Annotated in this window: 19 protein-coding genes and 1 tRNA gene; 10 read left to right on the top strand and 10 right to left on the bottom strand. The window is 57.4% G+C overall.

Annotation, left to right across the window (positions count from 1 at the left end; all coding sequences use genetic code 11):
* Window positions 1-34 precede the first annotated feature (34 nt).
* Entirely contained in the window at window positions 35-1,792 is a 1,758-nt protein-coding gene (locus K0V07_RS05255) for a sulfatase-like hydrolase/transferase (protein ID WP_220623488.1), read from the top strand.
* 68 nt (window positions 1,793-1,860) lie between these two features.
* On the opposite strand, the gene K0V07_RS05250 is transcribed toward K0V07_RS05255, so the two are convergent.
* Window positions 1,861-3,288: a sulfatase-like hydrolase/transferase gene (locus K0V07_RS05250; RefSeq protein WP_220623487.1), complete on the bottom strand. Its 1,428-nt coding sequence runs from the start codon at window positions 3,286-3,288 to the stop codon at window positions 1,861-1,863.
* A 522-nt stretch (window positions 3,289-3,810) separates the two neighbouring features.
* Here K0V07_RS05250 and K0V07_RS05245 point away from each other — a divergent pair.
* Genes K0V07_RS05245 through K0V07_RS05235 form a run of 3 tightly spaced genes read left to right on the top strand, consistent with a single transcriptional unit; the run spans window position 3,811 to window position 7,018 of the window.
* Complete coding sequence (locus K0V07_RS05245; RefSeq protein WP_220623486.1) at window positions 3,811-4,329, top strand: DUF3302 domain-containing protein; 519 nt, start codon at window positions 3,811-3,813, stop codon at window positions 4,327-4,329.
* Window positions 4,330-4,332: 3 nt separating this feature from the next.
* Window positions 4,333-5,469 (top strand): HlyD family secretion protein, encoded by a 1,137-nt coding sequence (locus K0V07_RS05240; RefSeq protein WP_220623485.1) that lies wholly within the window; start codon window positions 4,333-4,335, stop codon window positions 5,467-5,469.
* Between the two features lie 4 nt (window positions 5,470-5,473).
* Window positions 5,474-7,018 carry a TolC family protein gene (locus K0V07_RS05235; RefSeq protein WP_220623484.1) on the top strand — a complete coding sequence of 515 codons (1,545 nt, stop codon included), beginning with the start codon at window positions 5,474-5,476 and terminating at the stop codon, window positions 7,016-7,018.
* A 56-nt stretch (window positions 7,019-7,074) separates the two neighbouring features.
* Here the strand turns inward: K0V07_RS05235 and K0V07_RS05230 are convergent, their stop codons facing one another.
* A complete protein-coding gene (locus tag K0V07_RS05230; RefSeq protein WP_220623483.1) occupies window positions 7,075-8,439 on the bottom strand; it encodes a sulfatase-like hydrolase/transferase in 1,365 nt (454 codons plus the stop codon).
* 385 nt (window positions 8,440-8,824) lie between these two features.
* Between K0V07_RS05230 and K0V07_RS05225 the strand changes: the two genes are divergently transcribed.
* The 5 genes from K0V07_RS05225 to K0V07_RS05205 all read left to right on the top strand — a co-directional run bounded on the left by K0V07_RS05225 (window position 8,825) and on the right by K0V07_RS05205 (window position 16,495).
* On the top strand, window positions 8,825-9,604 hold the full coding sequence (locus K0V07_RS05225) for an IclR family transcriptional regulator (protein ID WP_220623482.1): 780 nt from the start codon (window positions 8,825-8,827) through the stop codon (window positions 9,602-9,604).
* 28 nt (window positions 9,605-9,632) lie between these two features.
* A complete protein-coding gene (locus K0V07_RS05220) occupies window positions 9,633-12,047 on the top strand; it encodes a hypothetical protein (RefSeq protein ID WP_220623481.1) in 2,415 nt (804 codons plus the stop codon).
* A 48-nt stretch (window positions 12,048-12,095) separates the two neighbouring features.
* Window positions 12,096-13,583, top strand: coding sequence for an L-fucose/L-arabinose isomerase family protein (locus K0V07_RS05215; RefSeq protein ID WP_220623480.1), 1,488 nt, complete (start codon window positions 12,096-12,098; stop codon window positions 13,581-13,583).
* 21 nt (window positions 13,584-13,604) lie between these two features.
* A complete protein-coding gene (locus tag K0V07_RS05210; RefSeq protein ID WP_220623479.1) occupies window positions 13,605-16,043 on the top strand; it encodes a glycoside hydrolase family 3 C-terminal domain-containing protein in 2,439 nt (812 codons plus the stop codon).
* 377 nt (window positions 16,044-16,420) lie between these two features.
* A tRNA-Arg gene (locus K0V07_RS05205) sits at window positions 16,421-16,495 on the top strand.
* A gap of 130 nt (window positions 16,496-16,625) precedes the next feature.
* Here K0V07_RS05205 and K0V07_RS05200 read toward each other — a convergent pair.
* Window positions 16,626-17,495, bottom strand: coding sequence for a GIY-YIG nuclease family protein (locus K0V07_RS05200; protein WP_220623478.1), 870 nt, complete (start codon window positions 17,493-17,495; stop codon window positions 16,626-16,628).
* A 115-nt stretch (window positions 17,496-17,610) separates the two neighbouring features.
* Between K0V07_RS05200 and K0V07_RS05195 the strand changes: the two genes are divergently transcribed.
* Window positions 17,611-17,862: a helix-turn-helix transcriptional regulator gene (locus K0V07_RS05195; protein WP_220623477.1), complete on the top strand. Its 252-nt coding sequence runs from the start codon at window positions 17,611-17,613 to the stop codon at window positions 17,860-17,862.
* A gap of 6 nt (window positions 17,863-17,868) precedes the next feature.
* On the opposite strand, the gene K0V07_RS05190 is transcribed toward K0V07_RS05195, so the two are convergent.
* The 7 genes from K0V07_RS05190 to K0V07_RS05160 form a co-directional block, all read right to left on the bottom strand.
* On the bottom strand, window positions 17,869-18,783 hold the full coding sequence (locus K0V07_RS05190) for a restriction endonuclease (RefSeq protein WP_220623476.1): 915 nt from the start codon (window positions 18,781-18,783) through the stop codon (window positions 17,869-17,871).
* Between the two features lie 18 nt (window positions 18,784-18,801).
* Window positions 18,802-21,954, bottom strand: coding sequence for a type I restriction endonuclease subunit R (locus K0V07_RS05185; RefSeq protein ID WP_220623475.1), 3,153 nt, complete (start codon window positions 21,952-21,954; stop codon window positions 18,802-18,804).
* Window positions 21,955-21,965: 11 nt separating this feature from the next.
* On the bottom strand, window positions 21,966-22,808 hold the full coding sequence (locus K0V07_RS05180) for an abortive infection family protein (RefSeq protein WP_220623474.1): 843 nt from the start codon (window positions 22,806-22,808) through the stop codon (window positions 21,966-21,968).
* Window positions 22,809-22,823: 15 nt separating this feature from the next.
* On the bottom strand, window positions 22,824-23,318 hold the full coding sequence (locus K0V07_RS05175; protein WP_220623473.1) for a toll/interleukin-1 receptor domain-containing protein: 495 nt from the start codon (window positions 23,316-23,318) through the stop codon (window positions 22,824-22,826).
* A gap of 18 nt (window positions 23,319-23,336) precedes the next feature.
* A complete protein-coding gene (locus K0V07_RS05170; protein ID WP_220623472.1) occupies window positions 23,337-23,726 on the bottom strand; it encodes a hypothetical protein in 390 nt (129 codons plus the stop codon).
* A gap of 133 nt (window positions 23,727-23,859) precedes the next feature.
* Window positions 23,860-25,173 carry a restriction endonuclease subunit S gene (locus K0V07_RS05165; RefSeq protein ID WP_220623471.1) on the bottom strand — a complete coding sequence of 438 codons (1,314 nt, stop codon included), beginning with the start codon at window positions 25,171-25,173 and terminating at the stop codon, window positions 23,860-23,862.
* A complete protein-coding gene (locus K0V07_RS05160; protein ID WP_220623470.1) occupies window positions 25,163-26,815 on the bottom strand; it encodes a class I SAM-dependent DNA methyltransferase in 1,653 nt (550 codons plus the stop codon). The genes K0V07_RS05165 and K0V07_RS05160 overlap by 11 nt, the downstream gene beginning before the upstream one ends.
* Between the last annotated feature and the right edge of the window lie 180 nt (window positions 26,816-26,995).

The following is a 26,995-nucleotide window of genomic DNA, read 5'->3' as shown; positions in this document are numbered from 1 at the left end:
AAGACAATGGAGCGCAATCAATTCTGCCTTAGCCATGACGTTATTTTCCAAGTTCTGCCTTATCGGATGTTGCCTCGCTACTCTCAGCCTGCAGGCCACTGACCGCCCCAATATTATTTTCTTCGTTTCGGATGATCACGATTTCGACCTGATGCCGACCGCCGCATTTGAGACGATTCCGGCCGACGTCGCCCCGACCATTGACCGCCTGTCCCGCAGTGGTGCAACCTTTCAGAACGCCTACCTGACGACCTCAGTCTGCACGCCATCGAGATACACGATGCTGACGGGACGCTACCCTGGCTCATCCTACAGCAGCCAATACAAAAAGGTCTTGGAGAATAACAGTCAGGGCTCACCCGAGTTCAACCTCGGCGTCGAAGACGACGGGCAGAACCTCGCCGCCCTCCTATCGAAGAGCGGCTACCGTACAGGTTTTGTTGGCAAACTCCACTGCTCCGACCGGCAGCGCTACGCTGAGATATACGCGGAGACTCCTGACAACGAAAAGCCCGCGATCAAGATTCCCAACGAGCCGAGAACACTCGACATCACCCCGGCGCAGTCTGAGGCCATGTATCGAACGGAGAAAATCCTCAGACGCTATGTGGTGGAGGGGATTGGCTTCGACTGGGCGAAGCATGTCTACTACGGTAACACCAAGGCCCACAACCCGGCCTGGACCCTGGATGCCGCTCTGGAGTTCATCGACGAAAACAAGGATGATAAAGAGCCGTTTTTCCTCTACTACGCAACAACCCTCGTCCACGGACCAACCGACTGGGCAAACTCCGCAGCGCACGCGAACTTCACGGGAGAGGGAATCGTCGATACCGTCCCTCAGGCCGAAGGGCTTGAGCCATTCTCGACCATCCAGCAACGCATCGGCTCCAAGTACGATGAGGAAGTGATCAAGAGCAGAAAGTATGAGGGTCTGGCCTGGATCGATGCGAGCGTCAGGGTGATGATCGACAAACTTGAGCAGGACGGGCTCCTGGATAACACGATTTTCGTCTACGTCGCTGACAACGGAGTCTCGGCAAAATCCACGCTCTATGAAGGCGGTACGCGCGCCTCAATGTTCATCTACTACCCCAAGTCGATCAAGCCGTCGGTGGTGCTTTCAGATGTTTCGAGCGCGGACATCGCACCTACCCTGCTTGAGATGGCGGAGGCGACGGTATCGGACTCTTACCGGACAGACGGCAAGAGCCTGGTTGAAACTTTCAACAACCCCACGGCTGAAATCCACCCGGAAGGCGTATACTCCGAGATCGGTATGGCACGCTCCGTGGTCAAAGATGGCTGGAAATACATCGCCGTCAGAATGCCGACCTGGAAAGCCGCACTGGCAGATCCCGATGATCCGCTTTCATCCGTTTACAGAATCGGTTATACGACGAACAGTGGCCTCAGCCTGGCAATGATTTGCCGGTATCCGAATTATTTCGACCACGATCAGCTCTATAACCTGAAGGATGACCCGCATGAAACGCATAACCTGGCCACAGACCCGGAGTATGCGGCCAAGCTCGACGAGATGAAGGCACTCCTCACCACGCATCTGGAAGCTGTCGGCACGCCCTTCGGCGAGTTCATCCCGGGCTCGGACACGATGGAGCCATCCTGGGAAGCAAATGCCCAAGCAGTCGCGTCTGTGGTTGAGCTGCGTAAAGGGGGTGCTGGCCTGAAGGGCGACCCCAGTGGAGCTATCACGAAAAGACCGTCCACCCAAACCCACGCCAACCAAAAAGCACTCGGCCTGGAAATCCTGAGCAAACAAGCAGAATAGAGGGTAGCGGATACGCGGCCCTCGGCGGGCTTGCGTTAACGGATAGATCGCACGGCAGGCGCTCGGCGCTACACGTTATAGCGCGCGTACTGCTCCCGTACGGGGTCACGGGTCTCTTCCATCCAGTCGTAAAGCCTCTGGCGCATTTCCCGCAGGCGTGCCGCGTAGGCAGGATCACCGATCAAATTACGCATCTCGTGGGGATCAGCGGAAAGGTCATAGAGCTCATCCTCGCCCACACAATTCCAGCCATACTTTAGGTCTGCTGCCCGAATCGTACGCATCGACAGCGTCATGCTATTGAGTCCATGAAACTCCGTCACGACATGCTCTCTCGGCGGTAGAGCGGGATTCACCAAGGACTGACCATGTGAGGCCGGGCTACTCATGCCCGCAGCATCAATCACAGTCGCATAGATGTCGGCCAGAGAGACCAGGTCCTGACAGCGCTTACCCTGCCCATCGGGCATCCGTATCATCAGAGGGATATGCAGAGCCTCTTCGAAGTGCGTAAAACCCTTGTCGATCAAGCCACCATGTGAGCCACTGTGATCACCATGGTCGCTCGTAAAAATGACGACCGTGTTATCCAGGAGCTCTTGCTCTCTCAGGTGCCGCATGAGGCGGCCCACCTGCCGGTCGATGGAGGACGTAAACGCATACTTGTACCGGAGCAGCCTCGCCCAATCATCCCAGGACTTATTCCTCTGGTCCGGGAGCACTCTTAACTGGTGGGGGCCGCTATGCAGGTACGGGTCCCACTCGTAATTTGGCCATGGAGGAATTTCGGTATCCTCATAAGACTCGAGGGCCTCCTCTGGCACGAAAAACGGATGGTGCGGGCCCCAATGGTTGACATGCAGAAAGAAGGGCTGATCACGCCGGGAAAAGGTATCGACCATCTCTATCGCCTGATCGGTGATAAAAGCAGGCACATCGAGCGCCTCGGGAATATTTGAAGCCCCGTAGATCAACGGCTGCATATCCGTCTGCCTATCGACCTCGTACTGCAGCCCATGCTGCTTCAGGTGTTCCTTGAATTGATCGTAGCCGATGCCAATCCCACCATGCCCCGGATAATCGTAGCCCTCGTAGCCGAAGTCAGTCGGCAGCGCTGGGTTACGCCCGTTGTTATAAAGATTCCCCTTCGTGGTCCCCAGGTGCCACTTACCGGTGAAGCCGCAGGAGTAGCCGCCCCCCGAGAGGACACGCGGGAGCAGATCCGGGGAATCGTTCAACTCCTGGACGCAGCAACCCGTATCCTCCGTATTACAAGTGACGCCATGTGCATGAGGATATAAACCTGTGACAACCGTTCCTCGAGCCGGGCTGCACAGGGGACAGCTTGTGTAAGCATTTTCAAACAACACACTCTCGGCGGCCAGTTGGTCCAGGTGAGGCGTCTTGCAGGGCGTTGCCCCATAGGCGGCACATTCAGCCAGGTTCTGCTCATCCGTAACGATAAGCACAATGTTCTTTCCGGGGGTAGGCGTCATAAGCATACGATGTTAAAAGCTCTGCGACCGTTTCGTCACCACAAGACGACACAGGCTGCCAAGGGAAGAGCCGAGACTCCCTGATCAATCAATGGCCCGTGCCCAGCGAAGCTCACAGTATCCATAGGGTACCCTTCAACCCGACAATCAAACAACATCCCAGCCACAAACACAGTTGTCTAAACGGATACAGCTCCTCTGCTTTCCCGGCGGAAAGCTCCCCTGCCCGGCTGCGCGCAGGTAGCGCCTTCCGGCTGTGATTTATTTTTAAAAAGCTTTACTGAGAGACACAGAGAACAACAACAAATCCACCCTACAAGGGTCACTGCGACATGTAGGGTAAATCCCCGCCAGATCGCTTATCAAGAGGGGGTTTGGCACAACACTTGCAGGTTTTGGCTTGTTAAATCCCTGCCTGTCCTTAGGTGTGCCATAGCAGCATCACCCTGCATCATACTCTCATAATCCCGCACTCTCTCGACTCATCAGGGGCTCTACTGCGCCTGTGGAAATGACTCAACCATGACATCCCTGGAGCACATCGCGAACATCGCCGCGCTGATCATTCTTGTCCTGACTCCGATCATGTTCATCGCGCTTTTCTGGATGGTGCATATCCTCCCCGAGAAGATCGCCCACAAGAAAAACCACCCCCAAAAGGAGGCGATCAAGATACTCGTTTACATGTCGCTGCTCTTCGGCGGGATGCTCTGGCCTATCGCCTGGGTATGGACTTATCTGAAATCCCCGCGCCTGAAGATCAGTCAGAATGAAATCCGTCTCGACGCCCCCGAAGGGCACGTCACCGAGACGATGACCGAGCTTTCCGAAACGACTGTCGAAGACAAGCCGCAGGACGAGGCTGTGGTAAAAGACGAGATCCCCCTGGCCTGGCGCAAAGAAATCGAGGCCCTCAACCTCCGCCTAGAGTCCATGCGACGTGTGGCGGAGGAGTACGAGGAAGCCCGCTCGGCCCTCGCCAATCTGCAGGCCAAAGCCTCCGGAGACACTTCCAGCCCGAACCAACCGAAAAAAGCCTAAGCCATGGAACTGATCTTTCTCGCCCTCTATGTAGGCTTACTCTACCTGCTGGTTAAAAAGCTGAAGTGGATACCGTGGAACGCCATTACACTGGTCGTCTCCGTCACCATCCCGGTCGTTCTCATCTGTACAGAGATTCTCCTGCTGAATCTTTCCCAGCCCGCCTCCACCGAGCTCCGCGTCTTCCACCGCATGGTGGACCTCATCCCGAGCGTCGAAGGGGTCGTCAAGGAAGTCCCCGTCGAGCCCAACCAGCACGTCAAAAAAGGCGACGTCATCTTCCGCCTCGACCCGGTACCCTTCCAGAGCAAAGTGGATTCGCTCAAGGCCCAGCTCGTACAGGCTCAGCAGAATGGCAAGAAACTCGAGCAGCAGCTCGTGATTGCCCAGAGCAAGCTCGACTCGATCGACGCCAAACTTGCCCTGGCACGCCAACGCTCAGGCGAGTACACGAGCCTGGCCGACAAGGGTGCGGGCAACAAGTTTGACGTGCAGGACACCGTGACCAAGACGGAGGTCCTCGAAGCCGATCGCGCCGCCGCCCAAGCCGAATACCAGCAGGTCGTCGAGGACCTGAACGCCAAGGTCAATGGCGTCTGGGCAGAAGTCGCCCAAATCGAAGCCGACCTCAAGGGCGCCGAGTGGAAGCTTGAGCAGAGCGTGATGCGCGCCCCGGCGGACGGCTACGTCCCCAACCTCCAGATCCGTCCCGGCCAGCGGCTGACAAGCTTTCCCATGACCTCGCCGCAGATTTTCGTGGAAGAGGAGACTTACCTGGTCGCTTACTTTGACCAGAACCAGCTCGTCTATATCGAGGAGGGGGATGATGCCGAGGTCGCTCTGCGCAGCCACCCCGGCCGCGTCCTTCAGGGTAAGGTAGACTACATAGCCTGGATCAACGGCCAGTCTCTCCTGCCCATCTCCACCCTCTCGGCGAACTCTGGCGCGAACATCCTGCCCCCCGTCCAGTACGGCGTACGCATCGAGCTCGACCCCGAGGAGATCAAAGACCTTAACCTGCCGGCCGGTGCCGTCGGTGAAGCCGCCGTTTACACGAAGTTCCTCGAGGAGCTGCGCATCCTGCGCATGATCATCCTGCGCATGAACTCGTACGTCAACTGGCTCATTCTCAAACTCTGATCCAGTGGCCCCGAGCGTTCATTTTTCACCTTTTACACGCGGATGGCTTTCCCGGCTCGTTCCGATCGGGCTGCTTGGCCTGCTCGCCGGGTGTGCCCTGCAGGACGCCCCCAAGAACCCGGAAATCCTCAACACTACCGCCACGGAGCTGGTGATCCCCAAGCAATGGGCGGAGGGCGTCAGCAGTGAGGGCGAGGTAGTCGTAAACTGGCCCGACTCCTTTCAGGACCCGCAGCTCAATGAGCTGATCCAGCAGGCACTGGCCTACAACACGAACCTCCAGGCCGCTGAGGCACGCATGCAGCAGGCCGCCAGTGGAGTAGCCGTTGCCGGCTCAGCCCTCTACCCGAACCTCGCCGGAGACGGCAAAGCGGGCACCCACCTGGGCGGTGCCAACGGTGGTCTGCGCGGTTGGCTGGTTAGCTCCACCTGGGAGCTCGATGTGTGGGGGCGTGTCCGCTACGGACGCCGTGCCGCGATGGAGGAGTACGTCTCCGCACAGTACGACATTGCCTATGCGCGGCAGTCTCTCGTGGCCGAAGTCGCCACAGGGTGGTTTCTCGCCAAGCAGGCCCGCCAGCAGACACTTATCCTGGAAAATGTGATCAAGGCTAGCGAGGAGCTGGTGGAAATCGCCAAGACGCGCTGGGATGTCGGCTCGGGTAATGAGCAGGACTACCTCACCGCGAAAGCCAGCATCAATGAGTTTCGCAGCGAGCTGGAGCAGACCCGCCTCGCGTACAAGTCCGCGGTGCGGGCGCTGGAAGTCCTAGTCGGGCACTACCCGGCTGCGCAGTTGGACGTCACCCCCGAGCTGCCCGATACGCTGGAGCCCATCCCCACCGGACTGCCCGCAGAGCTGCTGGACCGCCGCCCGGATATCCTCGCCGCCGAGCGCAACGTCGCCTCGAAATTTAACCTCGTCGGATCAGCCCGCGCGGCCCGCCTGCCGAAGATCAACCTGACCGCCGCAGTCGCCTCGCTCTCCAGTAACTTCTACCAGCTGCAAAACATCTCCGACCCGCTGATCAATGTCGGAGCGAACCTTATCGCTCCTATCTATATGGGTGGTGAGCTGCAGGCCCGCCAGGAAGGCGCAAGCGCCCAACAGCGCGAAGCCATGGCCCAGTACGCCACAGCGGTGCTCAACGCCTTCAAGGAAGTCGAGACGACCCTCAACACGCTGGAAACACTGGAGCAGCAGAGCTCCTACCTGAACACCGTGGTCGACGACACCTCGCGCACGCTCAAGCTGGCCGAGCTCCAGTATGAGGTCGGACAGACCGGCATGTACTACGTGACGCAGCTCCAGGTGGACCTGAGCGAGGCCCAGCTCAACCTGTTGTCCGTCCGTACCCAGGCTTGTATCAACCGGGTGCAGCTCCATCTCGTGCTCGGAGGCGACTTCGGAATGCCCGAGACCGACGAGGAGGCCATCGACGGCCCGGCCAATCCCTTTAACATCTCCGGCCTGATGCCCGAGAAAAGCACCGCCCAGCATACGCCCGACACGCAGGAGGCCGAAACGGCTCCGACCACGGTTAACTAAGCGGTCTACCGAGGATGGCTATAGCGCACCTGCCCCGGCAGGCTTGAGACTGCCCCTTAGCGGTGATTGGGATACTCGACCGTACGCTGAGGCGTTGGCTCAGGAGGCTGGCTAAGAATCTCTGCCCCAGTCTCACCGACGGCAGCCATCCGGTCCAGCAGGCGCTGCTTCAGCTGCTCGCGCAGTTCGGCATGAGACTCCAGAGCGACCAGATTCAACAACTCGTAGGGATCAGTCTGTAAATCGTACAGACACATCTCCGTGTAGGCCGGAGCCGTGGGCTGGCTGGTGTACTCATCAGAAGATTTAACGGCGTATTTCCAGCGGTTCGTGCGCAGAGCGCGCCCCGGCGACATGCCGATGTCCCCGAACTGAATAAGCGATTCCTCCGGCCAGTGCGCCGTCTCATTTCGCGTCAGCGGAAGCAGACTGCGCCCCTGTACCTCGGCCGGTATCTCTATCCCGGCGCTGGCCAACAGGCTGGGCATCAGATCGACCAGGCTGGCGGCCTCGGAGCGCTCACCGCCCCCGTCCCAGAGCGGCCCCCAGATGGCAAAGGGTACGCGTACGGAGGCCTCGTGCGGGCTGCGCTTGTACTCGGCGTTACGGGTTTTGAAGTGGCAGCCGTGGTCACTGATAAAGGCGACAATGGTGTTCTTATCCAGGCCGGTAGACTCGAGCGCGTCCATCACGCGGCCAAGGGCCTCGTCCAGACGCTTGATCATCCCACAGTAGCCCGCCCAATGCCCGGAGGAACTCCCGCCCAGCGCGCGCAGGTCGGGCGGTAGCGGCAGATCGCGGTAAAGCTCGGCCTGTCCGTGCGGGGCCGGGTAAGAGTCGTCCGTATTCTGGTGATGCGGTTCGAGGAAGGAGTTGAAAAGCAGGAAGGGTTTGCGGTCGGCCTCGGGCTCACTGGCGCGTTCACCGATGTAGCGGACAATGGCGTCAGCCATCGCATCCACACGGTAGCCGGGCAGCTGCACCTCCTCGTTTTCCTCGTTCCACAGGCGAGCCGAGTAGGGCCCGGAGGTCATCTCCACGCAATTAGCGCCCAGCCAGTCCTGGTAACCGGCCCGCGACTCGGCGGGGACAGGCCCATCGTCTTTCGCGTGGCTCAGATGCCACTTACCGATGTAGCTGGTGCGGTATCCGGCTTCACCCAAAATTTCAGCCAGCTTGGGCGACTCCGGCTTCAGGGCGAAGCCGTTGCGCCAAACCCCCGTCGTGGTCGCATACTGCCCAGTCTGCAGGCAGCTGCGAGCTGGGCCGCACACCGGCTGCGGGGTGACACCGTGCTTAAAGAAGGTCCCCTTCCGCGCGAAGCGGTCGAAGTTCGGAGTCAAGCCGGCGGGGTTGCCATTCAGGCCCAGCGTGTCCCAACGTTGCTGGTCCGTGAAGAAAACGAGGATATTAGGCTGCATGGATAGCTCCATTTTTCCACAGTGCTCCACTCAAGCAATAGCAATCAGGGACATCTTTATTTAATATTAAACGCACAGACGAGTCGTAGCCGTAGATGAGCCACTCTGACCCCGGCACGAGAAGCTCACACCCAGCTCAGTCTCCCCGGTGAGCCACCTCTCGACTCTGTTCGCTGTATCCAAACAAGCCCGTCACGCTATCCTAGGCATAGGGCACCTTCGTGTTTATATAAAATAAACAAAAAGAAGTCCGATGGGTCTGATTTCGGCTAAATCGTCGTTTATACGCGCATATCATCAGTCAAGATGCCTATTTCTCATTGAGAAAACAGGTATTCTGGGCGAATATTGCGTTCACAATAAAAGAACACTTACCCCCTCAAATATGCCCCGCGTTAACACTCTCGACAAAAGCCTGTCTATCATGGAGGCGGTATTTCAGGCTCCAGATGGCATCGGGACACGCGCACTGGCCGCAAAGCTGGACCTGAACGTCGCGACCGTTCACAACATCGCCCGCACGTTCTGCGAACGTGGCTACCTGCGGCAAGACCCAAAGACCAAGCTCTTTCACCCCGGCGCCCGCATCCCGCTCATGGGTCGCCATCCCTCCGGGCTGCGCCCGCTGACCCTTGCAGCCGGCCCGTTCGTCCGCGAAGCCGCGGACATCCTCAACGAGAGCGTCCTGCTCGGCGCCATCGACCACGGCCGCATCATCAACCTGCAATACATCCCCAGCAAGCAGGCACTCCGGGCCCACGAGCCCGAGGATGTGAGCGACCACTCGCACTGCACGGCTTTCGGTAAGGTCCTCCTGGCCTCCCTCCCCGAGAACGAGCTGGAAATCTACCTTCACCATACGCCCCTGGCCGCCTTTACGCGAAACACGCTCAACTCCGTCGATGCCCTGCGGGCAGAGCTGGTTAACGTGCGCCAGCAAGGGTACGCAAAAACGAGGGATGAATTCTGCGAAGGCATCAGCGCGGTAGCCGTCCCTATCCACAGCCCCTGGGGCCACGTCATCGCCAGTATCGGCACCAGCGCCCCCTCGCTGCGCATGAACAAAGACGGCCTCTTCGACAAGTGCCTGAGCACACTCAAAAAAGCCGCCCAAGAGATCGAAACCGTCTGGGGCCAAAGCGTGAACGCCACCCCGGCCTCTTAAACGCAACCACCCACCAACTCCTTTCTCCATGAAGAACCTCACTCTCGAAGTATCCCTCAAACCCTTTTACGGGCTCAGTCTGGAGCAAACGCGCGCCTGCTGCGATCAGGCGCTTGAGCAGTGGTCCATGCTGATCAAAGACAGCGAATGCGTCTCGATCATGTTCTGGGCCTCCGATGGCTCGGAAATCCTGGACTACACCGGCGACCTCGACAGCGAGATGGAATGGGCACGCTACATCGGCAACGGCAACGCCCATGTCCACCCTCAGATACCGACTGACCCGGAAAGCATATCGCTGCACGCCCGCTCACACCTCTACCGGAAGGACGCCCGCCCCATCACGTACCGCCGCTTCGCCGAGATCGCCCGCTGCTGGCGCGAGGCCGTAGAGGCGCTTGGCAAGCCTGTGCGCATCGGCACGACCTTTGACCCCGGCGGCGAGTTCGCCCCCTCCAGCTTCAAGTACGAGCGCCACCGCGAGATCTGCCTCGCCGACACCATGGGCAAGGCCAGCTTTGTCTGCTGCTACGGCATCCTCAACGCTGATCAGCGCCCCTACGCGGGCTTCCCCGAGGGCATCCCGCAGGACACGAGCATGGGAACCTTTCTCGGGCGTCAGTTCCAGCATCTGGCCGCGGACATCGGGTTTGATTTCATCTGGCTGTCCAACGGGTTCGGGTTCGGGATGGAAACCTGGATGACGCGCGGCCCGCTCTTTGACGGGGAAAACTTTACCCCTGAGCAGAGCACCGAAATCCGTGAGAAGATCCTCAAGTTCTGGCGCGACTTCCGCGCCGAGTGCCCCACGCTGGGCATCGAAACGCGTGGCACAAACCTCAGCACAGGCACCGACCTGGCCAGCGACGCGACACCGCTGCGCGAGATCTACTCAGGCGGCTTCGATTTCGAGCCACCGCCCAACTCACCCTGGGCCGCGCTGAACAAAGACTTTGGCCTGGAGGTCGCTGGCTACCTCAGCCGCATCGTGGAGCTTCCCGCCGGGAAGGAGATTCCTTTCCGCTTCTACATCCATGATCCATGGTGGCTCAACAGCCCGTGGCTGGACCGCTACGAACGCCAGCCGCACGACATCTATCTGCCGCTAGCCGTCAGCCGCATCGACGAAAACGGCAGCATACAAGCTCCGCAGAAGCTGAACCTCCTCAGTATCGACGACTCCTACGGCCACATGCCCGACGCAGTCCCGGCAGAAGCTTCCCCCCACCTGCTGCGCGCCTTTGAGGAGCTACCGGACACGCCCGGCCCGCTGGTATGGCTCTACCCGTTCGAGCAGCTCCATGACGCGATGTTTGAAAAACCGCACCGCCCGGAGCGTCTGTTTCAGACGGACTGGTTTATGCGGGAAGCCATCAACAACGGCCTCCCTCTGAACACGATCGTGAGCACCCGCAACTTTGACAGCGAAGCCGTCAGGCAGTCGCTTGAGGGCCGCATCCTCGTCTCCCCCGCGCCCTTTGACGCCGCCACCGAAAGCTTACTCATCGACTGGATCGAGTCCGGACAAAGCGCAATCGTCTATGGACCGCTGGACAACGCACCGACCCTGCGGAAGCGCCTGGGGCTGGCGCAGGCCGACGCCCTGAGCGGCGCGACTGAAGTCTCCACAAATCTGGAGGCCATCGACAACGCCACCAGCGAAGAACCCTGCAAGAGCTTCGTGCATCGCCCCGTGATGTCGGGTGGGGGTTTAGCCGAAACACCCAGCGACGATAAACCAGCTCAAGCCACTGCAACTATCGACGGCCAGCGCCGCGCTCTGGCGGCCTTCTACCGCTCCGACACCGGCGGACGCCTGTGGTGGCTGCGCGGCCCACTGCCGCTGAGCATCAGCAAGACCGAGCACCTGCCGACTCCCGATGCACGCGGCACTTGCTTCGACTTTGGGCAGCTCAACAGGCAGGCCCTGTCTGATCTGGGCTGGAGTATCGCATTTAACCGCCGAAGCATCACCCAGACAACGCCGGTTGTATCCATTCATCGCTACAGCAACGGTTGGTTCTTCTCCGGCTGTCACTCGGACACCACAGTCGAGCTTGCGCTCGGCACACCTTTCGGAGCTCCGCTGCTTCTGGGCACAGAGACATGGATCGACGACAATCGCGCAGCCTATCGGCCCCAGCGCGGCTGGCGCTACGAGTGCCGCGTCTTCGTCGAGCAGCCAGGCAGCAGCCTCGTCAGCCACAAGGAAGAACTGCCCGGACAGGTCTGGGTCAAGCGCCGCATGTGGGTACACGGCCTCAAGGATGCGACCTTGCGGTTTTTCCCGCCCACCGGTGCCGGCGAGGTCACGTTTTGGCACAATCCCGAGTGGCCATATGTCACCGGCAACACCGTCCCCTACGAGGCATCCACCACCGCTCATGGCCAGCTGTTGACCACGACACAACCGGCTTCCGGCACGGTGCTCATTTCCTGGTAAGAGTCCGCATTTTCAAACCTTAAATACATAACCATAGAAGCAAACATCATGTCTGCCACGCAAACCACCCCCCTGCCGACCAAGGTCGAGCGCATTAACCCGCTGAAAGCCCGCGTGGGCCTGCTCGGCATCGGCCACCATGTGTACTGGCCGCAGTTTGACGGTCTGCTCGACGAGATGCACCGCAAGCTCGGCGTGCTCAAGGGTCTGCTCGAAGACAATGCTGTCGAGGTCGCCGAGTTCGGGATGATCGACAACGCGCAGGTCGCCTACGATGCCGTGCCCGCCATCAAGGCCGCCGACATCGACGTGCTCTTCATCGACATGGTGACCTACGGCACCTCCTCCACCTTTGGCGTGCTCTGCCGCGAGATCAAGGTGCCGATCGTGCTGGTCGCGCTCCAGCCGCTCAAGGCCATGGACTACCCGAACGGCACAACCTTCATGCAGCTGTGCAATGACGACGTGTGCTCGGTCCCGGAGTTTACCGGTGTAGCCGTGCGCTTCGGGCGCAAGGCCCCGCCGTTTATCCTCGGGCACGAGGGAGACGACCCGGCCGCTCTGGCCGAGATCAAGCAGTGGTGCGGCATCGCCAAGGTCCTGCACAGCCTGCGCACCGCCCGCCTCGGCCTGATGGGCCATGTGCTGGAGTCCATGCTCGACATGCACTGCGACCCGACCGCCATCACGTCCGCCTTTGGCGCGCACGTCACCACGGTCGAACCGGGTGACCTTTACAAGCACTACACCGACCCGGATCCGGCCCGCGTCGAGTCCTGGAAGGAGCGCATCCTCGCCTTTTTCGACACGCCCGACCCGGTCTCCGACCCGCTGACCGAGAAGCTCACCGAGCAAGATCTGGAAAACGCCGCCAAGGCCGGAGTCGCCCTGGAGGGCCTCATCGCGGATAAGAACCTCGACGGCTTCGCCTACTACTACGAGGCCGAGCCGGGCTCCGAACTGCGCACGCTGGTGACAAACCTCATCGTGGCCAACTCCCTGCTCACCGGTGGCGGTTTCCCCATGTGCGGCGAGTTCGACATCAAGACCTGCGTGGCCATGATGATCATGGACCGGCTCGACATCGGAGGCAGCTTCGCGGAGTTCCACCCGGTGGACTTCGAGCTCGACAGTGTATTGGTCGGCCATGACGGCCCCCACCACATCAACATCGCCGCCGCCAAGCCCGTTATCCGCAGCCTGAAAAAGTACCACGGCAAGCCCGGCAGTGGCGCGGGCGTGGAGTTCCAGATCAAGGAAGGCCCGATCACCATGCTGAGCATCGGCCAGACCGCGGAGGGCAAGTTCAAGTTTGTCATCGCCGAGGGCGAGTCCGCCCGCCGCCCGATCCCGCCCACGGGCAACACCAATACGCACGGCATCTTCAAGCCCGACGTGCGCACCTTCCTCAAGCGCTGGTGCTCCGAAGGCCCCACCCACCACTTCGCGCTCGGGATCGGCCACCACGCCGACACGATCATCCAGATCGCCGAAATCCTCGGCATCGAGTACGCGCTGACCACCCCCGAAAACTAATTCGCAATACGACCGGCTCCCATGAACACCTCCGAAACCAACCCACAGGCACAAGCTGAGGCGATTCTCGCGCAGCTCAGCTTTGAGGAAAAGGCGACGCTGCTCAGCGGCAACGACACCTGGCACTTCGGAGGCGTTCCGCGCCTGGGGCTCCAGCCCCTGCGCGTGGCGGACTGCGGCCACGGCCTGACCTTCACGGACGGGGGTAAGCAGGCTACCTCCTGCCTGCCCACCGGTGTGACACTCGGCGCAACATGGGACCCGACCATGCTGGAGCAGGCCGGCGAGCTACTCGGGCGCGAGTGCCGCCAGCTCGGCGTCGGCATCCTGCTCGGCCCCATGGCCAACCTTCAGCGGTTGCCCGTCGGTGGCCGGAACTTCGAGACGTATTCGGAAGACCCGCACCTGACCGCAAAAATGGCTGGGGCGCTCATTCACGGCATCCAAAGCACGGGCACGGGCGCCTGCCTCAAGCACCTCGCTGGCTACGCTCAGATCAAGCACTCCTACACCCATACGGTCGAGATCGACGAGCCCACGCTCCACGAGCTTTACCTGCGTCACTTCCGCGACGTCGTCCTGCGTGAGCAGCCCGCCGCGCTGATGACCTCCTACAACGAGCTCAATGGCATCCCCACGGCGCAACACCGGGAGCTGCTGGAGGGCTTCGTACGCGAGGAGTTAAACTTCGAGGGGATGGTCGTCTCCGACTGGAGCGGCGTCCATAGCCCTACGGCTGCTGCCTCTGGCCTGGACCTGGAAATGCCCGGACCTGGAAAATTCCTGACCCCCGAAAAACTTCGCGCCGAGATCGACAGCGGCGCCCTGACCGAGGATCAAATCGACCGCCATGTCCTGCGTCTGCTGACCGCCGTTTTCCGCTACCAGGTGCGCTCGGATCAACCCGCCGAACTGGACACGCCGCGCCACCGCAGCATCGCCGCCAAGGTCGCCGAGGCCGGTATCGTATTGCTCAAAAACGAGAGGAACCTCCTCCCGCTCAAGCAGGACTCGCTCAAGCGCCTCGCCGTCATCGGCCCCAACGCCGCCATCGCCCGACTGGGTGGCAGTGGCAGTGCCTCCGTCACCCCCAGCCATGCCGTCTCACCCCTGGAGGGCCTGCAAACGCGCCTGGCCGATAGTGGCGTGGAGATCGTCTACGCCGAGGGTTGCCCTGCTCATGGCAGCGGACCGGTCCTCAAGGGAGTGTTCGGAGGAGGTCTTAAAGCTGAGTATTTCAACAACACCGAACTCGCCGACGGCCCCGTATGCCAGCTGCAGACGCCCACCATCAACTATGCCTGGGGCTGGGCCGCACCGGCGATTGGCGTCCAGCGCGGCTCCTTTAGCGTACGCTTCACAGGGACACTCCAGCTGCCCGCCCTGTGCGGGGAGTGCCACCTGCTGTACGAGGCCGGTGGCGTGCGGGTGAGCGTCGGTGGAAAGGTTATCCTCGACAGGTGGATCCCGGACAAGAACACCGGATTCGAGGATCGCTTTGGCTCGCACGACATCACGCTCGATCTGCCGCAGGCGGATGAGCCCGTCGAGTTTTGCCTGGAGTTTCGCGCCCTCACCTCGGGTGCTGCCCTGCGGCTGGAAACACGCGACAGCGGTCAAAACCTCCTCCTCGATGAGGCCGTCGCCCTGGCTCGTGAGGCCGACGCCGTCATCGTCTGTGCGGGGCTGTGCAACCGCTTCGAAGGCGGCGGCGGCGACCGCAAAAGCTTTGAGCTGCCGACCGGTCAAGACGAGTTGATCCGCGCCATCAACAGCGCAAACCCGAACACCGTCGTCGTGCTCAACGGCGCAACCGCGATGGCCATGCCGTGGCTGGACGAGGTGCACGCGCTCATGCACGCCTTTTACCCCGGAGAGGAAGGCGGCACGGCACTCGCCCGCCTGCTGCTCGGCGACGCCTCCCCCTCTGGCCGACTCCCCGTCACGCTGCCCCGGAGGCTGGAGGATGTGCCCGCGATGGCCGGCTATCCCGGCAACGAGCAGAGCACAGCCTTTACCGAGGGGCTGATGATGGGCTACCGCTACAACGTCACGCACCCGGAGGTAGCCCCGCTCTTTCCCTTTGGGTTCGGGCTCACGTACAGCACCTTCACCTACGGCGAGCCCCGACTGTCGTGCTCGAAGATGAGCGTGGACCAACCGCTGAGCGTGACGGTTCTCCTCACCAACTCCGGCGATACAGCCGCGCAGGAAGTCGTCCAGCTCTACACGGGGGCAAGCTCCCCCGAGCAGGGACGCCCACGCCTCGAGCTTAAGGCCTTCCAGAAAGTCGCCCTCAGCCCCGGTGAATCGCGCGAGATCAGCCTGACGCTGAGCGCAGCAGATCTGGACACCTACTCGCCCGAGGACAAATGCTGGAAAACCGAAGCAGGCTCCTACACCCTGCAGGTCGGCCCCCACTGCCTCAGCGGACAGACGCTCACCTTTGAGTATTGCTAAAAGGCGACGCCCTGCAAAAGGGCCGCCTCTCAGCCGGAAAACCGCACAGACGGTTGCATGGAATTTCTATCCAGGTGGGCCTCCGCCTGTCGTTACACGCGCCCGCTATTCGACGACGGCCAACGTCAGCCCCTTCTCACTAGCGCACTGACTGAACCCTACCCAACCCCTCGACAATAGACGTACACCACAGCCCGCTCACCGGCGGGTCTCAGTACACGGTCCGCCAACGCATCCGCCCGCTAACACCGGTACGATTCTGTTGACGCCCGGTGGAGTTTTCGCTTGCGTAGGCTGCGTTACCATCCCGTGCCGATCAGCCACACGGCCCTGCGCCAAACACACGCCCGCGCTACGGATGCGATTCCACAGCCAAGGTCCCCATAGTTCAATGGATAGAACCGCGGTTTCCTAAACCGTTAATCCGAGTTCGAGTCTCGGTGGGGGCACCAGTCTATTTTACTACTAAATACGCTGACCAACAGCGATTTACACACATCAACTGGATCTACTTCCCAGCCGCTATAAACTGCGTAAAACCGCCTTTTCGCGTAAAAATAGAGCCCCAATAGAGCCCCAGAATTACCCGCGCTTACTCTCCGAGGCGTTTAGTCCGTATGCCCGGGAGCCCAACTTCTCCTTGTAGAGAGTCTCTACGGCAATAACGCGATTCTTAGCCATCGTACGTGGCAGGGTCCGTAAAACAGTAAAACGAAAGTGCTGTGGAGCCTGTTGGTCCTGCTCGCAAAGCTCGGCCAGTAGCTTATTACCGCCGTGCCCGGTTTTGGCATAGGTCGCCCACCGCCCCCAGAGTCCTTTTTCGCCGTAGGCACTCCCGACGTATTGCTTGCCGTCACGAATATCTAGGATCAGGTAGACGCCAGCCACTGAGCTAAGCAGGTCATACCACTCCCTGTTCGATTGCGGGTGGGCAACTAGCTGCCGAAGCTCACGATAGGTTAAAACGAAATCCTCATACCCCGGAAAGGGCTTAACATACCCAACCGGGCTGATCTCGGCCACTTCCTTAGCTCTGCTCCTGGGACGAAACCACTGATGCCACGATAGCGTGGCCCCTCCCCAATCAATGACCAAGCGCCCCTCTAAATCCCTAAAGCCATCAAGCTTTTCAAACGCGTACATGTAGTGTGGCCTCGGAGACTCAAACATCTGTGGATAAGGGAAGCCACTCGGCGCAGAAAAGCTAGTAGGCCCCTCAACTCCTGTCTTTTTGTAAAGCCCAATGAAGCGTGCCCGCCCCTGCTCCTCTCCCAAGAACGACAATATGTAGGAGCAGTCGTGAAAAACGGGATGCACCTGATAGTTTTGGTAGCAGTCGAACTGCCCATGTTCGATAAGCATCCGCACATCCCACTTGCGCTCAATATGGCGCACAAGCTTCGTGGATTCGCGAAGATAGGGCTCAAACCGGGGTATTTCGCGTAACAGCATCCTACCCGATACGCTGTCCGGCACACTCAAACCATCAAGAATAAACGCGCATTATTTTACGCGTATTACAGGCCTTGGTTAATTCAGCGCGTAATTTGGTAAAATCCCGAAAAGCATGGATTTTAAACAAGCAGTTGGGCAAACCATCCAGCGCACGCGTAAGGAACGAGCGTTTACTCAAGAGAAACTCGCTTTTTACGCCAAGATGAGCGTGTCCGCCCTTTCCCTTATTGAGCGCGGCGAGAACGCCCCTTCACTTTATACCCTGTTTGCCATCGCTAGGGTAATAGGCATTCCCGCAACAGACCTAGTCGCGCAAATAGAAGCCGAGAATCCGGACGTAGATGTTTTCAAGGTGATGGAATAGCCACCCCTAGAAATCAAAGAAATCGGTATCCAAACGCTTAATCTTGTACTCGGTCTTCGTCGAAACACCTAAATCATGCTCGATCATTAGCTCTGCAAGCTTTTCGCCATCAATCAGGATAACCTTCTGCTGTACCCGCTCAGCAAATGCAATAGCCTGCCGAGAAAACGCCGTAGTCGTAATATAGACGCCCTTGTTTGCCTGCTTACCAGCAAGGGCACCGACAAATTCACGTATCTGTGGCTCACTAATGTTATTCTCCGTATACCGCTTGGCCTGCAAATAGATAACATCCAGCCCAAGGCGATCCTCGTTTATAAGACCATCAATCCCGTTATCTCCGCTTGCTTTTGTCAGAAATCCTGATGCCTCTCGTGACCCACCATATCCCATGCGGATCATTAGGTTCAGAACGAGTTGCTCAAAGCCTACAGGACTAATTTCTTTCACCTTCTCCAGCAATTCGTCAGCAAGAGCTACCTGCATAGCAGCAAAAGCCTCCGCCATTTGGTCTTCTGGCGTGCCTGATGTCTCGGCAGTGTTATTAACTGGACTGGAGGTCTTGCTTTTTCTGGCACTTTTTTCCTCCCACTCTCGGAAACTATCAAATTTTCGCAAATAGGTACGGTCCATTTGCTCGGGTGGGGACTGTAACTCCTTTTGGCCGTGCTCAGTAATATCGTAATGTCCCCGCTTTACTCGCTTAAGAAGACCGGATTTATACAGGTCGTAGACCGCCCAGCTTACACGGTTATGCAGTCTAGTTTCTGTACCGCTAGGAAGTGTCTCAGCGCTCTCATCCGGCGATACGCTGAAATAATCGACGACCAAAGGTTCGATCTCTGAAATCTTATGCACTCCCTTCTCGGCGATAAATCGGAGAACAGGGAGAGTCATTTTGTCGTATGGAGGTAGCGGCATTTTTTAGTAGGATAAAATCTATACCCAGTCCTTACAAAGTAATTCTGCCTGCTTAAGCACTGTCTGGACGGCCTCAGCCTGCAAGTCGGGTGGGTATCCATGCTTATTAAGAATGCGCTTAACCAACACGCGGATTTTAGCTCTAGCACCTTCCTTCAGGTGCCAGTCGATGGTCGTGCTTTTGCGCACCTTAGAAATCAGCTCGGCAGCGATAACTTTCAGCTTTTCGTTGCCCATGACATCCCGAGCCGTGCCGTTTGCAGCCAAAGCATCATAAAACGCAACTTCGTCATCCGTTAGTCCAAGCTCTTCCCCCCGCCTAGTTGCAGCATCGAGATCATGGGCAAGTCTGATCAACTCCTCGATCACCTCTTGCGTCGCAATGGCCCGATTGTGGTAACTGTTAAGGGTTTTTTGCAGTCTATCGGAAAACTGCTCAGATTGAACAAGGTTACGCTTGGCCCGAACCTTAATCTGATCCTTTAGGAGTTTCTCCAACAACTCTGCCGCCACATTCTTGTGTTTTAGGCCCCGTACTTCAGCAAGGAATCGGTCATCTAGGATTCCGATATCGGGCCTTGCGAGGCCTGCTGCGGAGAATACATCGATGACATCGCCGTCGGGCGCAATTGCCTTGGATACAAGCTGGCGGACAGCCGCATCGATCTCTTCGGGGGACCTCTGCCCTTGGAGAGTTTTCTTATTCAGTGCTGCGGATATAGCCTGAAAGAATGCGACATCATCGCGAATTTCGCCAGCAGCTTCACTGGCAGCACATAGCGCGAATGCATGCGACAATTCCAAAGTAGCCTGTGTGAATCTCGCCTTACCTTCAGCAAGCTGTAAGACATGCTCTTGCCCTGAAGGCAACAACGCGAGTCTCTCCGCTGGCGTGCCTGAAGTCCACTTTGACCAATCAAAGCCATGCATCATGTCGCAGACGACTTCGTGCTTCTCGCGCATAACACCGATCGCACGATCAGTGTCGATGGTCGGGCTTCCCGTACCGCCACTATCCGTGTATGTAGCCAGAGCACGCTTTAATTGGTCCGCCAAGCCAAGGTAATCAACGATGAGACCGCCCGGTTTATCCTTAAAGACACGGTTAACACGGGCAATGGCCTGCATTAGGCCATGACCTTGCATCGGCTTGTCCAGGTACATTGTGTGCATACAAGGCGCGTCAAAGCCCGTCAGCCACATATCGCGCACAATCACGATACGAAATGGGTCTTTCGTATCCTTGAAACGCGTAGCCAGTTTTCGGCGCTTATCCTTGGTACGGATGTGCTGTTGCCACTCAGGGCCATCCGAAGCACTACCCGTCATGATGACCCTCGCAAGACAGTCCTTTTGGCGCTCAGCTTCGACATCGTCATCTTTTGCGCTGGCCCATTCTGGACGCAGCTTAATCAAGGCGTTGTACATATCGACGCAGATACGACGGCTCATGCAAACGATCATCGCCTTGCCCTCCATCGCCTCTGTACGTCGCTCGAAATGCTGAACTAAATCCTGTGCGATTAACTCAACCCGCTTTGGATCACCCACAAGCGCTTCCAACGCTGCCCACTTGGTTTTGATCTTTTCCTTGGCGGTAAATTCCTGCCCTTCGGTTATCTCGTCAAACTCCTCATCCAGCGTCGGTAGAGCCTCTCGGTTCATGCGAAGCTTGGAGATGCGACTTTCGTAGTAAATCGGCACGGTGGCACCGTCGTGCACGGCACGCTGGATGTCGTATACGCTGATGTAGTCCCCGAAAACCGCTCGTGTATTGGCGTCCGTTTTTTCAATGGGCGTCCCCGTAAATCCGATAAAGGTAGCTCCGGGCAAAGCTTGTCGCATACTGACAGCCAACCCGATACGCCTTTCGCCTGTTTCCTTATTAACTCGGACCTTAAATCCATATTGCGAGCGGTGCGCCTCATCCGCAATTACGACAATGTTGCGGCGATCACTCAGGGCTGGCATATCTTCGCCCGTCTCGGGAAGAAACTTATGAATAGTGGTAAAGATCACCCCTCCGCTATTTCGGGTCAGCAGCTCTCGAAGCTCCTCGCGACGATCAGCCTGTAAAGGCGTCTGACCTAGAATTTCGTGGCAACGCTGAAACTGCCCGAAAAGCTGGTCGTCAAGGTCGTTGCGGTCGGTCAAGACAACCAGCGTGGGGTTCTGCATCACCGGATGCCGGATGATACGCCCCGCGTAGAAAAGCATGGAAAAGCTCTTACCGCTGCCTTGGGTATGCCAGACGACTCCCGCACGCCGGTCACCCGACTCGCCACGCGTGCCCTCATCCTGGCCCATACCGCTGGCCCGGATAGTTTCATCGACAGCGGCATTCACCGCATGAAACTGATGGTAGCCAGCAATGATCTTATGCAGGCGGTCGCTATCGGTATCTTCCTCGAAAAGGATGAAATGCTCCAGCAGTGTCAGAAAGCGGCGCTGATCGAAGACACCGCGTATTAGAGTCTCAAGCTCCAGCGCGGCGTCAGGCGCGTCCTCTAGCCCGCTTACAGTACGCCAGACCTTGAACCACTCTTGATTCGCTGTCAGCGAGCCCATGCGAGCTTCCAAGCCGTCAGAAACAACGAGAGTTGCATTATAATGCAGCAGCGACGGGATTTCAGCCTTATACGTCTGGAGTTGCCGGTAGGCTGACCAGATCGTGGCATCTTCGTTCGCCGCATTCTTGAGCTCAACGACAGATAGCGGAAGCCCATTTACATAAACGACGATATCCGGGCGACGCTCATGGCCATTTTCGACCACAGTAAATTGGTTAACGACCAACCAGTCGTTTCGTCCGGGATACGCATAGTCGATCAGTTTAACATGATCGCCCGCAATCGAACCGTCGGGCCGCCTGTACTCCACCTCGATCCCATCCCGCAGCATCTTGTGGAAAGTACGGTTGGTCTGTACAAGCGAAGGCGTCGCAATGAGCTTTACCTTCCGTAAAGCGTCCTCCTGCGCCTCAGTAGGAATTTTCGGGTTCAGCCGCGATACTGCCTCACGAAGCCGCTTCTCCAGTAACACCCCACTAAACGACTCCCGCTCCGACGGCCCCGCTCCGGGAGCAAACTCCGGTCCATGACCCACCGCATACCTCAGCTCCCCAAACCAAGCGAGGGCTGCATCTTCGACTGTGGATTCGTTAAGAAGCATATCAACAAAAATCACTTGGTTTCTTCGTGTGTAGCAAAGAGAAATGTAGTCAGCGTGGCGGCAGCACCTACTGCTAAACGCGCATGCCGAGGCTTTAATCCAACTGCTTTGCCATCCTTGCCATGACCGGTACCGTACAAATTTCTTAACTCACCAAGCCCATTTCCAATAGAACCTAAATTGCTTAGTATTCGCTTGACGACATCTGCACCCTTTACCGACTTAGAAATCCCCTCTGGCACCAAGTTAAGTTCTTTAAGGGTCATTTTTGTCAAAGTCTGCACATCGGGCGAGCCTTCTACTGGTTGGCCTCTTTCACTAAGAATAGTGCGACAACAGGTCTCTATTAGCTCCTTAGATGTACCAATTGCTAGCGATGGGTCCGCATCAATTGAGCCCTCGATCCTGGCAATTTGCTCGATGAGATGCTTTGCATCGAATGTAGCAGCGACTTCCTTCAGATCATCCAAGGTAGATGTCCCAGCATTTCTGACAATCCGCCTACCTGTCCAATGAAAGCCATCACAACCAAGGCCCCATTTTAACTTATCAAATACCTCCGTCGATCTTTCCTTGTCGTTATTTGCATCATCATTCGCAAGCCTTTCAGATTCATACAGCACCGACTCGAAAACTTTTAATACCCGAGCCACTTGGCCACCGTCGCTCCACTCTATAGCCTTGTAGTACCTTTCAACCAAGGCACGACGCTGTCCATGTACTGGCGGGTCATAGCTCAAGTCACATAGTATCCTTGCTGCGTCAAACGCATCAGCAATCTCGCGAAGAACCCAATTAACCATGTATTCACGAAATAACTGACGTGTTTTGATACTAATAATATCTTCACTCATCACCGGTTAATACGTTTAGTTTTGCGAGAGCATGTAGAGCAAGAGTGCAATTCCGGCAAGTGCAACAACGCCTTCTTGATTGCTCTTCCGATGCTCCAACTGCGCCCTTTTCTGCTGAACTTCTTTTGAAAACTTATCAACCTCCCTTTGGAGCGATGCCAGTGCGGACGCTGCATCGCTCATGTCTAGCGATATATACGTGATTCCAGCAAGAAAACCGAGGTCCTTTATGTCAACTGTGCTAGCAACCAATGGCACAATTCTCTTGTTTGCTCTCCTCGCATGACCAACTTCTTGCCCTACCGACATAGCCCTATTGACCGTCCGATCGGTAATAATCACTAAAACCAAATCAGACCCATCAATCCATGTAGCAATTTGCTCCCATGCTTGATTCCCAGGACGGTGAGCATCCTCCCAATAAATAACCTCAGCTTTATCCTTGATTGATTCTGAGACCTTCCAAACAAGCGCCGTATCGGCCACACTATAGCTAATAAAAACTTTCATTGCACAACGATCTATTGGTTATATTCCCATCATTTTACGAAACGAAGTCGTATTAGGTTTTGGTTTCCCCCTTCCACCACGGACAACACCCTTTACCGTCCACGCAGGAACATTGGCCTTTTGAATGTTTGTCAAATCGGGGTTTTTCGTGAGCGCATTTTGAATGAAAAAGGGTTCCATCTCATCAATATCGCCCTTGGGCACTTTTTTCTTATTGCCGCCTAAAACTATGAAAAACAAAACCGGAGTCCCTTTATTTCCCTTAAACAAAACTTCGTTATACTTGTTTAGTTTATCCAATGACAGACACTCCTGATACATCGACTTTGTCGCCTTACCCACATACCATGGTTTGTGCCCCCTCCCCGCTTTCAACGCAAAGACATAGCAACCTTGCTTGCCAGCCACCCGTGCGACGTCCGGATCATCCCAAAATGTCTTGGATTCTTTTTTTTCCGATATGCTTACCCGACCCAGTGCTAGCCTTCTGATAGGGTATTACATAGGGGCATACGATCTCTAATTCTTTTGCCACGATAAATTAATCCCCTCCTCTACTAAGTAGTTTCGGCAGCAGCGTGTCGCGGAGGGTTTCCAAGTTGCGGGATTGGTGTATGTTTAAGTGGATTTGATCGATATATAGCTTAATCTGCCGGTTAAATGCCTCGGCGATCTCCTTCCGTGGCAAGACTATTTCATATGCGGAAATATCCTTCCAGTTAGTACGAGGCATTTTGGTCCCAGTAGAAGCCAAATCCGTGTAGTTCACAAGCTCGTGGCTAGACAAGTGGCAAAGCGCGAAGCCCAACCATTCAGGCCCTTTTGGCGTAATGACGAGAATATCAGTTGAGCAGATACCAGAAACGGCTGGGACGCCAACTTTGTGGAAGTAAGGACGAAGCTTACCAAATAGAATATCCCCCTTGGCAAAGTGGAGCTTACCGGAAGCTATACCCTCAGATCTACCCCATGAGTCCAGAGCGATGCATCGGCGTGGCATGTGTTCAAGTGCGATGTAAGGCAATTCGACATCAATTTGCTCGGGCTTAATGCTCCTGCGTGAGTTATCGGCAATGTCTCTAATTTTTACTACTTCCCAGCCCTGCGGGATGGGGCCGAGGGGGGAGTCTTGGAAGGTGGAGGGGAAGAGCGCGGCGGTGGCTGGGTCGAGGCCGGTAGGGGCTTTCCCGTCGAGCTTGGCGCGGACGGGGTCGAAGTCCACAAACCAGCTCTTAAAGAGGGCCCTCGCCATCTGTTCGAGCGTGGCATTCATCCGGCGGTTAAGCTCGATTTTATCATCCAGCGTACCGAGAATGTGAGCAATGCGCTTCTGCTCCGCCAGTGGGGGTAGCAAGGTGGGCAGACTTCGAATCGTAGGAAGGTTAAGGCGCTCGGCAACAGAGCCATCGCGGAAACCAAGGATATGCCGCGCCATGACCGATGAATTCAACCAGTACTTCAGAAATCGCGAGTCTATCCTTGTAGACTTTGGCCGAATAAGAACCATTCGCTGGCCAAGGCAGACACGAGTCTCCTTTGGAACTTCGGCCGCAATGCCAAAGTATGTACCTTCCCTGCTGTACAGTAGATCGCCGTAGCGAGGCTCAGTTCTTTTAATACGAGTCGCGTATGTTTCTTCTGAAACCTTTGCAGCTTCTTCCCTGCGAAAAACCCCAGTGATGATATCCTGAGTTCGAACGACATAGGGACCAGAATCCGTCAGTTTCGGTGTTGAGTGAGGGCAATCAAATATCCCATCGCAGACATTTTCGAGCGACGACCAACTCCAAGTGTCTGGTCCCGAAAAACCAACAGGAACATGCAGCGTTTTTTTCGTCTTCACGTTAGCCACCATAGCCCAGCTCCTTGAGGTTCTGCCGAATGGCGGCTTCGAGTTTGGCGGATTCGGCGAACTGGGCGTCGAGCTCGGCCACTAGGCGCGGCATCTTCTCCTCGAAGGGCTCGCCATCGTCCTCGGTGGCCTCTGCCCCTACGTAACGACCCGGCGTTAGGACGTAGCCGTGGCTGGCTATTTCATCCTTGGTGGCAGATTTGCAGAAGCCGGGGATATCTTGGTAAATCCATTCCGGGTCGGGATCAACAATTGCAATAGCATCGCCGTGCTTTACCTCACCCATCGGAATATCAAGACGCCAGCTATGGTAGGTACGAGAAATGCGCGCGACATCCTCGTTAGTTAGCTCGCGATGGACGCGGTCGAGCATAGAGCCCATCTTACGGGCATCGATAAAGAGTGTCTCGCCCCGGCGGTCACGCGCTCGTTCCGGCAGATCGTCCTTTTCGCCCGAGCTAACGACACGGGCCGACTTGTCCTTAGTCAAAAACCAGAGGCATACAGGAATTTGGGTAGAGTAAAAGAGCTGGCCGGGGAGCGCGACCATGCAGTCCACCAAATCGGCCTCGATGAGGGCGCGGCGGATGTCCCCCTCGCCGGACTGGTTAGAGGACATGGAACCGTTAGCGAGAACGAAGCCCGCGCTGCCACCCGGCGCAAGGTGATGAACAAAGTGCTGCACCCACGCGAAGTTGGCATTTCCTTTCGGCGGGGTGCCGAATTGCCAACGCACGTCGTCGTCCTTGCGGAACCAGTCGGAGTCATTAAAGGGCGGGTTGGCGATAACGTAGTCGGCCCGCAAATCGGGGTGGAGATCGCGCCGGAAGGTATCAGCATGCTCAGGACCGAGGTTTGCCTCGATACTGCGAATCGCGAGGTTCATGGCGGCAAGGCGGCGCGTGGTGGGATTGCTCTCCTGCCCGTAGACAGCGATGTCCCCGATGCGCCCGCCGTGCTCCTCGATGAACCTCTCGGACTGCACAAACATGCCGCCCGAGCCGCAGCAGGGGTCGTAGATGCGGGAGCCGGGCCGGGGGGCCAGCATTTCGACCAGTAACTGCACGACACAGCGGGGGGTGTAGAACTGGCCACCTTTCTTGCCCTCGGCGCTGGCGAACTGGCTCAGGAAGTACTCGTAGACGCGCCCCAGGATGTCTTTGGAACGGTTTTCGGCGTCACCGAGGCCGATGGTACCGATCAGGTCGATCAACTCGCCCAGACGGTGCTTATCAAGCGCGGGGCGTGCGTAGTCCTTGGGCAGGACGCCCTTGAGCCCCTTATTGTCTCGCTCGATGGCGACCATGGCGTCGTCCACGATCTTGCCGACTTCGGGCTGATGGGCGCTACCTTGGATATATTTCCAACGGGCAGCAGGGGGCACCCAAAAGATGTTCTCGGCCTTGTACTCGTCCGGGTCCTCGGGATCGGCTCCGTCGTAATCGCCCTCGCCCGCAACGAGCTTCGCGTGCATCTCGTCGAAGGCATCGGAGATATACTTGAGAAAAATTAGCCCGAGCACCACATGTTTGTACTCGGCCGCGTCCATATTATTACGGAGTTTGTCGGCAGCAAGCCAGAGCTTGGCCTCGAAGCCGAGGTCGCCGTTGGTCTTCTTCGGGGAGGATTTTTTCTTGGGCGGCATGGCGGAAAACTAGTGGCCCCAGACGTAAAAGCCACGTAAAATAAGAATCCGCACATTGTATTGCTGTCGAGGCGAAAAGTGGGTGTCGAGGGGGGGGGACATGAAGCCAAGTAGGGGTATCAGGGGTAGTCGTTCGTCTTACTGGACCTCTTTGAACGCACCTCACCCCTTTAGCCTATT

Origin of the sequence: Ruficoccus sp. ZRK36 (assembly GCF_019603315.1) — a bacterium.
Lineage (GTDB): Bacteria > Verrucomicrobiota > Verrucomicrobiia > Opitutales > Cerasicoccaceae > Ruficoccus.
The sequence above is the reverse complement of the archived record's forward strand: the minus strand, read 5'-3'. Positions and strand labels throughout refer to the sequence as shown.

Excerpts from the sequence above, each read along its gene's own strand:
- K0V07_RS05255 (WP_220623488.1), top strand. The coding sequence starts at position 35 with ATGACGTTATTTTCCAAGTTCTGCCTTATCGGATGTTGCCTCGCTACT.
- K0V07_RS05250 (WP_220623487.1), bottom strand. The coding sequence starts at position 3,288 with ATGACGCCTACCCCCGGAAAGAACATTGTGCTTATCGTTACGGATGAG.
- K0V07_RS05245 (WP_220623486.1), top strand. The coding sequence starts at position 3,811 with ATGACATCCCTGGAGCACATCGCGAACATCGCCGCGCTGATCATTCTT.
- K0V07_RS05240 (WP_220623485.1), top strand. The coding sequence starts at position 4,333 with ATGGAACTGATCTTTCTCGCCCTCTATGTAGGCTTACTCTACCTGCTG.
- K0V07_RS05230 (WP_220623483.1), bottom strand. The coding sequence starts at position 8,439 with ATGCAGCCTAATATCCTCGTTTTCTTCACGGACCAGCAACGTTGGGAC.
- K0V07_RS05225 (WP_220623482.1), top strand. The coding sequence starts at position 8,825 with ATGCCCCGCGTTAACACTCTCGACAAAAGCCTGTCTATCATGGAGGCG.
- K0V07_RS05220 (WP_220623481.1), top strand. The coding sequence starts at position 9,633 with ATGAAGAACCTCACTCTCGAAGTATCCCTCAAACCCTTTTACGGGCTC.
- K0V07_RS05215 (WP_220623480.1), top strand. The coding sequence starts at position 12,096 with ATGTCTGCCACGCAAACCACCCCCCTGCCGACCAAGGTCGAGCGCATT.
- K0V07_RS05210 (WP_220623479.1), top strand. The coding sequence starts at position 13,605 with ATGAACACCTCCGAAACCAACCCACAGGCACAAGCTGAGGCGATTCTC.
- K0V07_RS05200 (WP_220623478.1), bottom strand. The coding sequence starts at position 17,495 with ATGCTGTTACGCGAAATACCCCGGTTTGAGCCCTATCTTCGCGAATCC.
- K0V07_RS05195 (WP_220623477.1), top strand. The coding sequence starts at position 17,611 with ATGGATTTTAAACAAGCAGTTGGGCAAACCATCCAGCGCACGCGTAAG.
- K0V07_RS05190 (WP_220623476.1), bottom strand. The coding sequence starts at position 18,783 with ATGCCGCTACCTCCATACGACAAAATGACTCTCCCTGTTCTCCGATTT.
- K0V07_RS05185 (WP_220623475.1), bottom strand. The coding sequence starts at position 21,954 with ATGCTTCTTAACGAATCCACAGTCGAAGATGCAGCCCTCGCTTGGTTT.
- K0V07_RS05180 (WP_220623474.1), bottom strand. The coding sequence starts at position 22,808 with ATGAGTGAAGATATTATTAGTATCAAAACACGTCAGTTATTTCGTGAA.
- K0V07_RS05175 (WP_220623473.1), bottom strand. The coding sequence starts at position 23,318 with ATGAAAGTTTTTATTAGCTATAGTGTGGCCGATACGGCGCTTGTTTGG.
- K0V07_RS05165 (WP_220623471.1), bottom strand. The coding sequence starts at position 25,173 with ATGGTGGCTAACGTGAAGACGAAAAAAACGCTGCATGTTCCTGTTGGT.
- K0V07_RS05160 (WP_220623470.1), bottom strand. The coding sequence starts at position 26,815 with ATGCCGCCCAAGAAAAAATCCTCCCCGAAGAAGACCAACGGCGACCTC.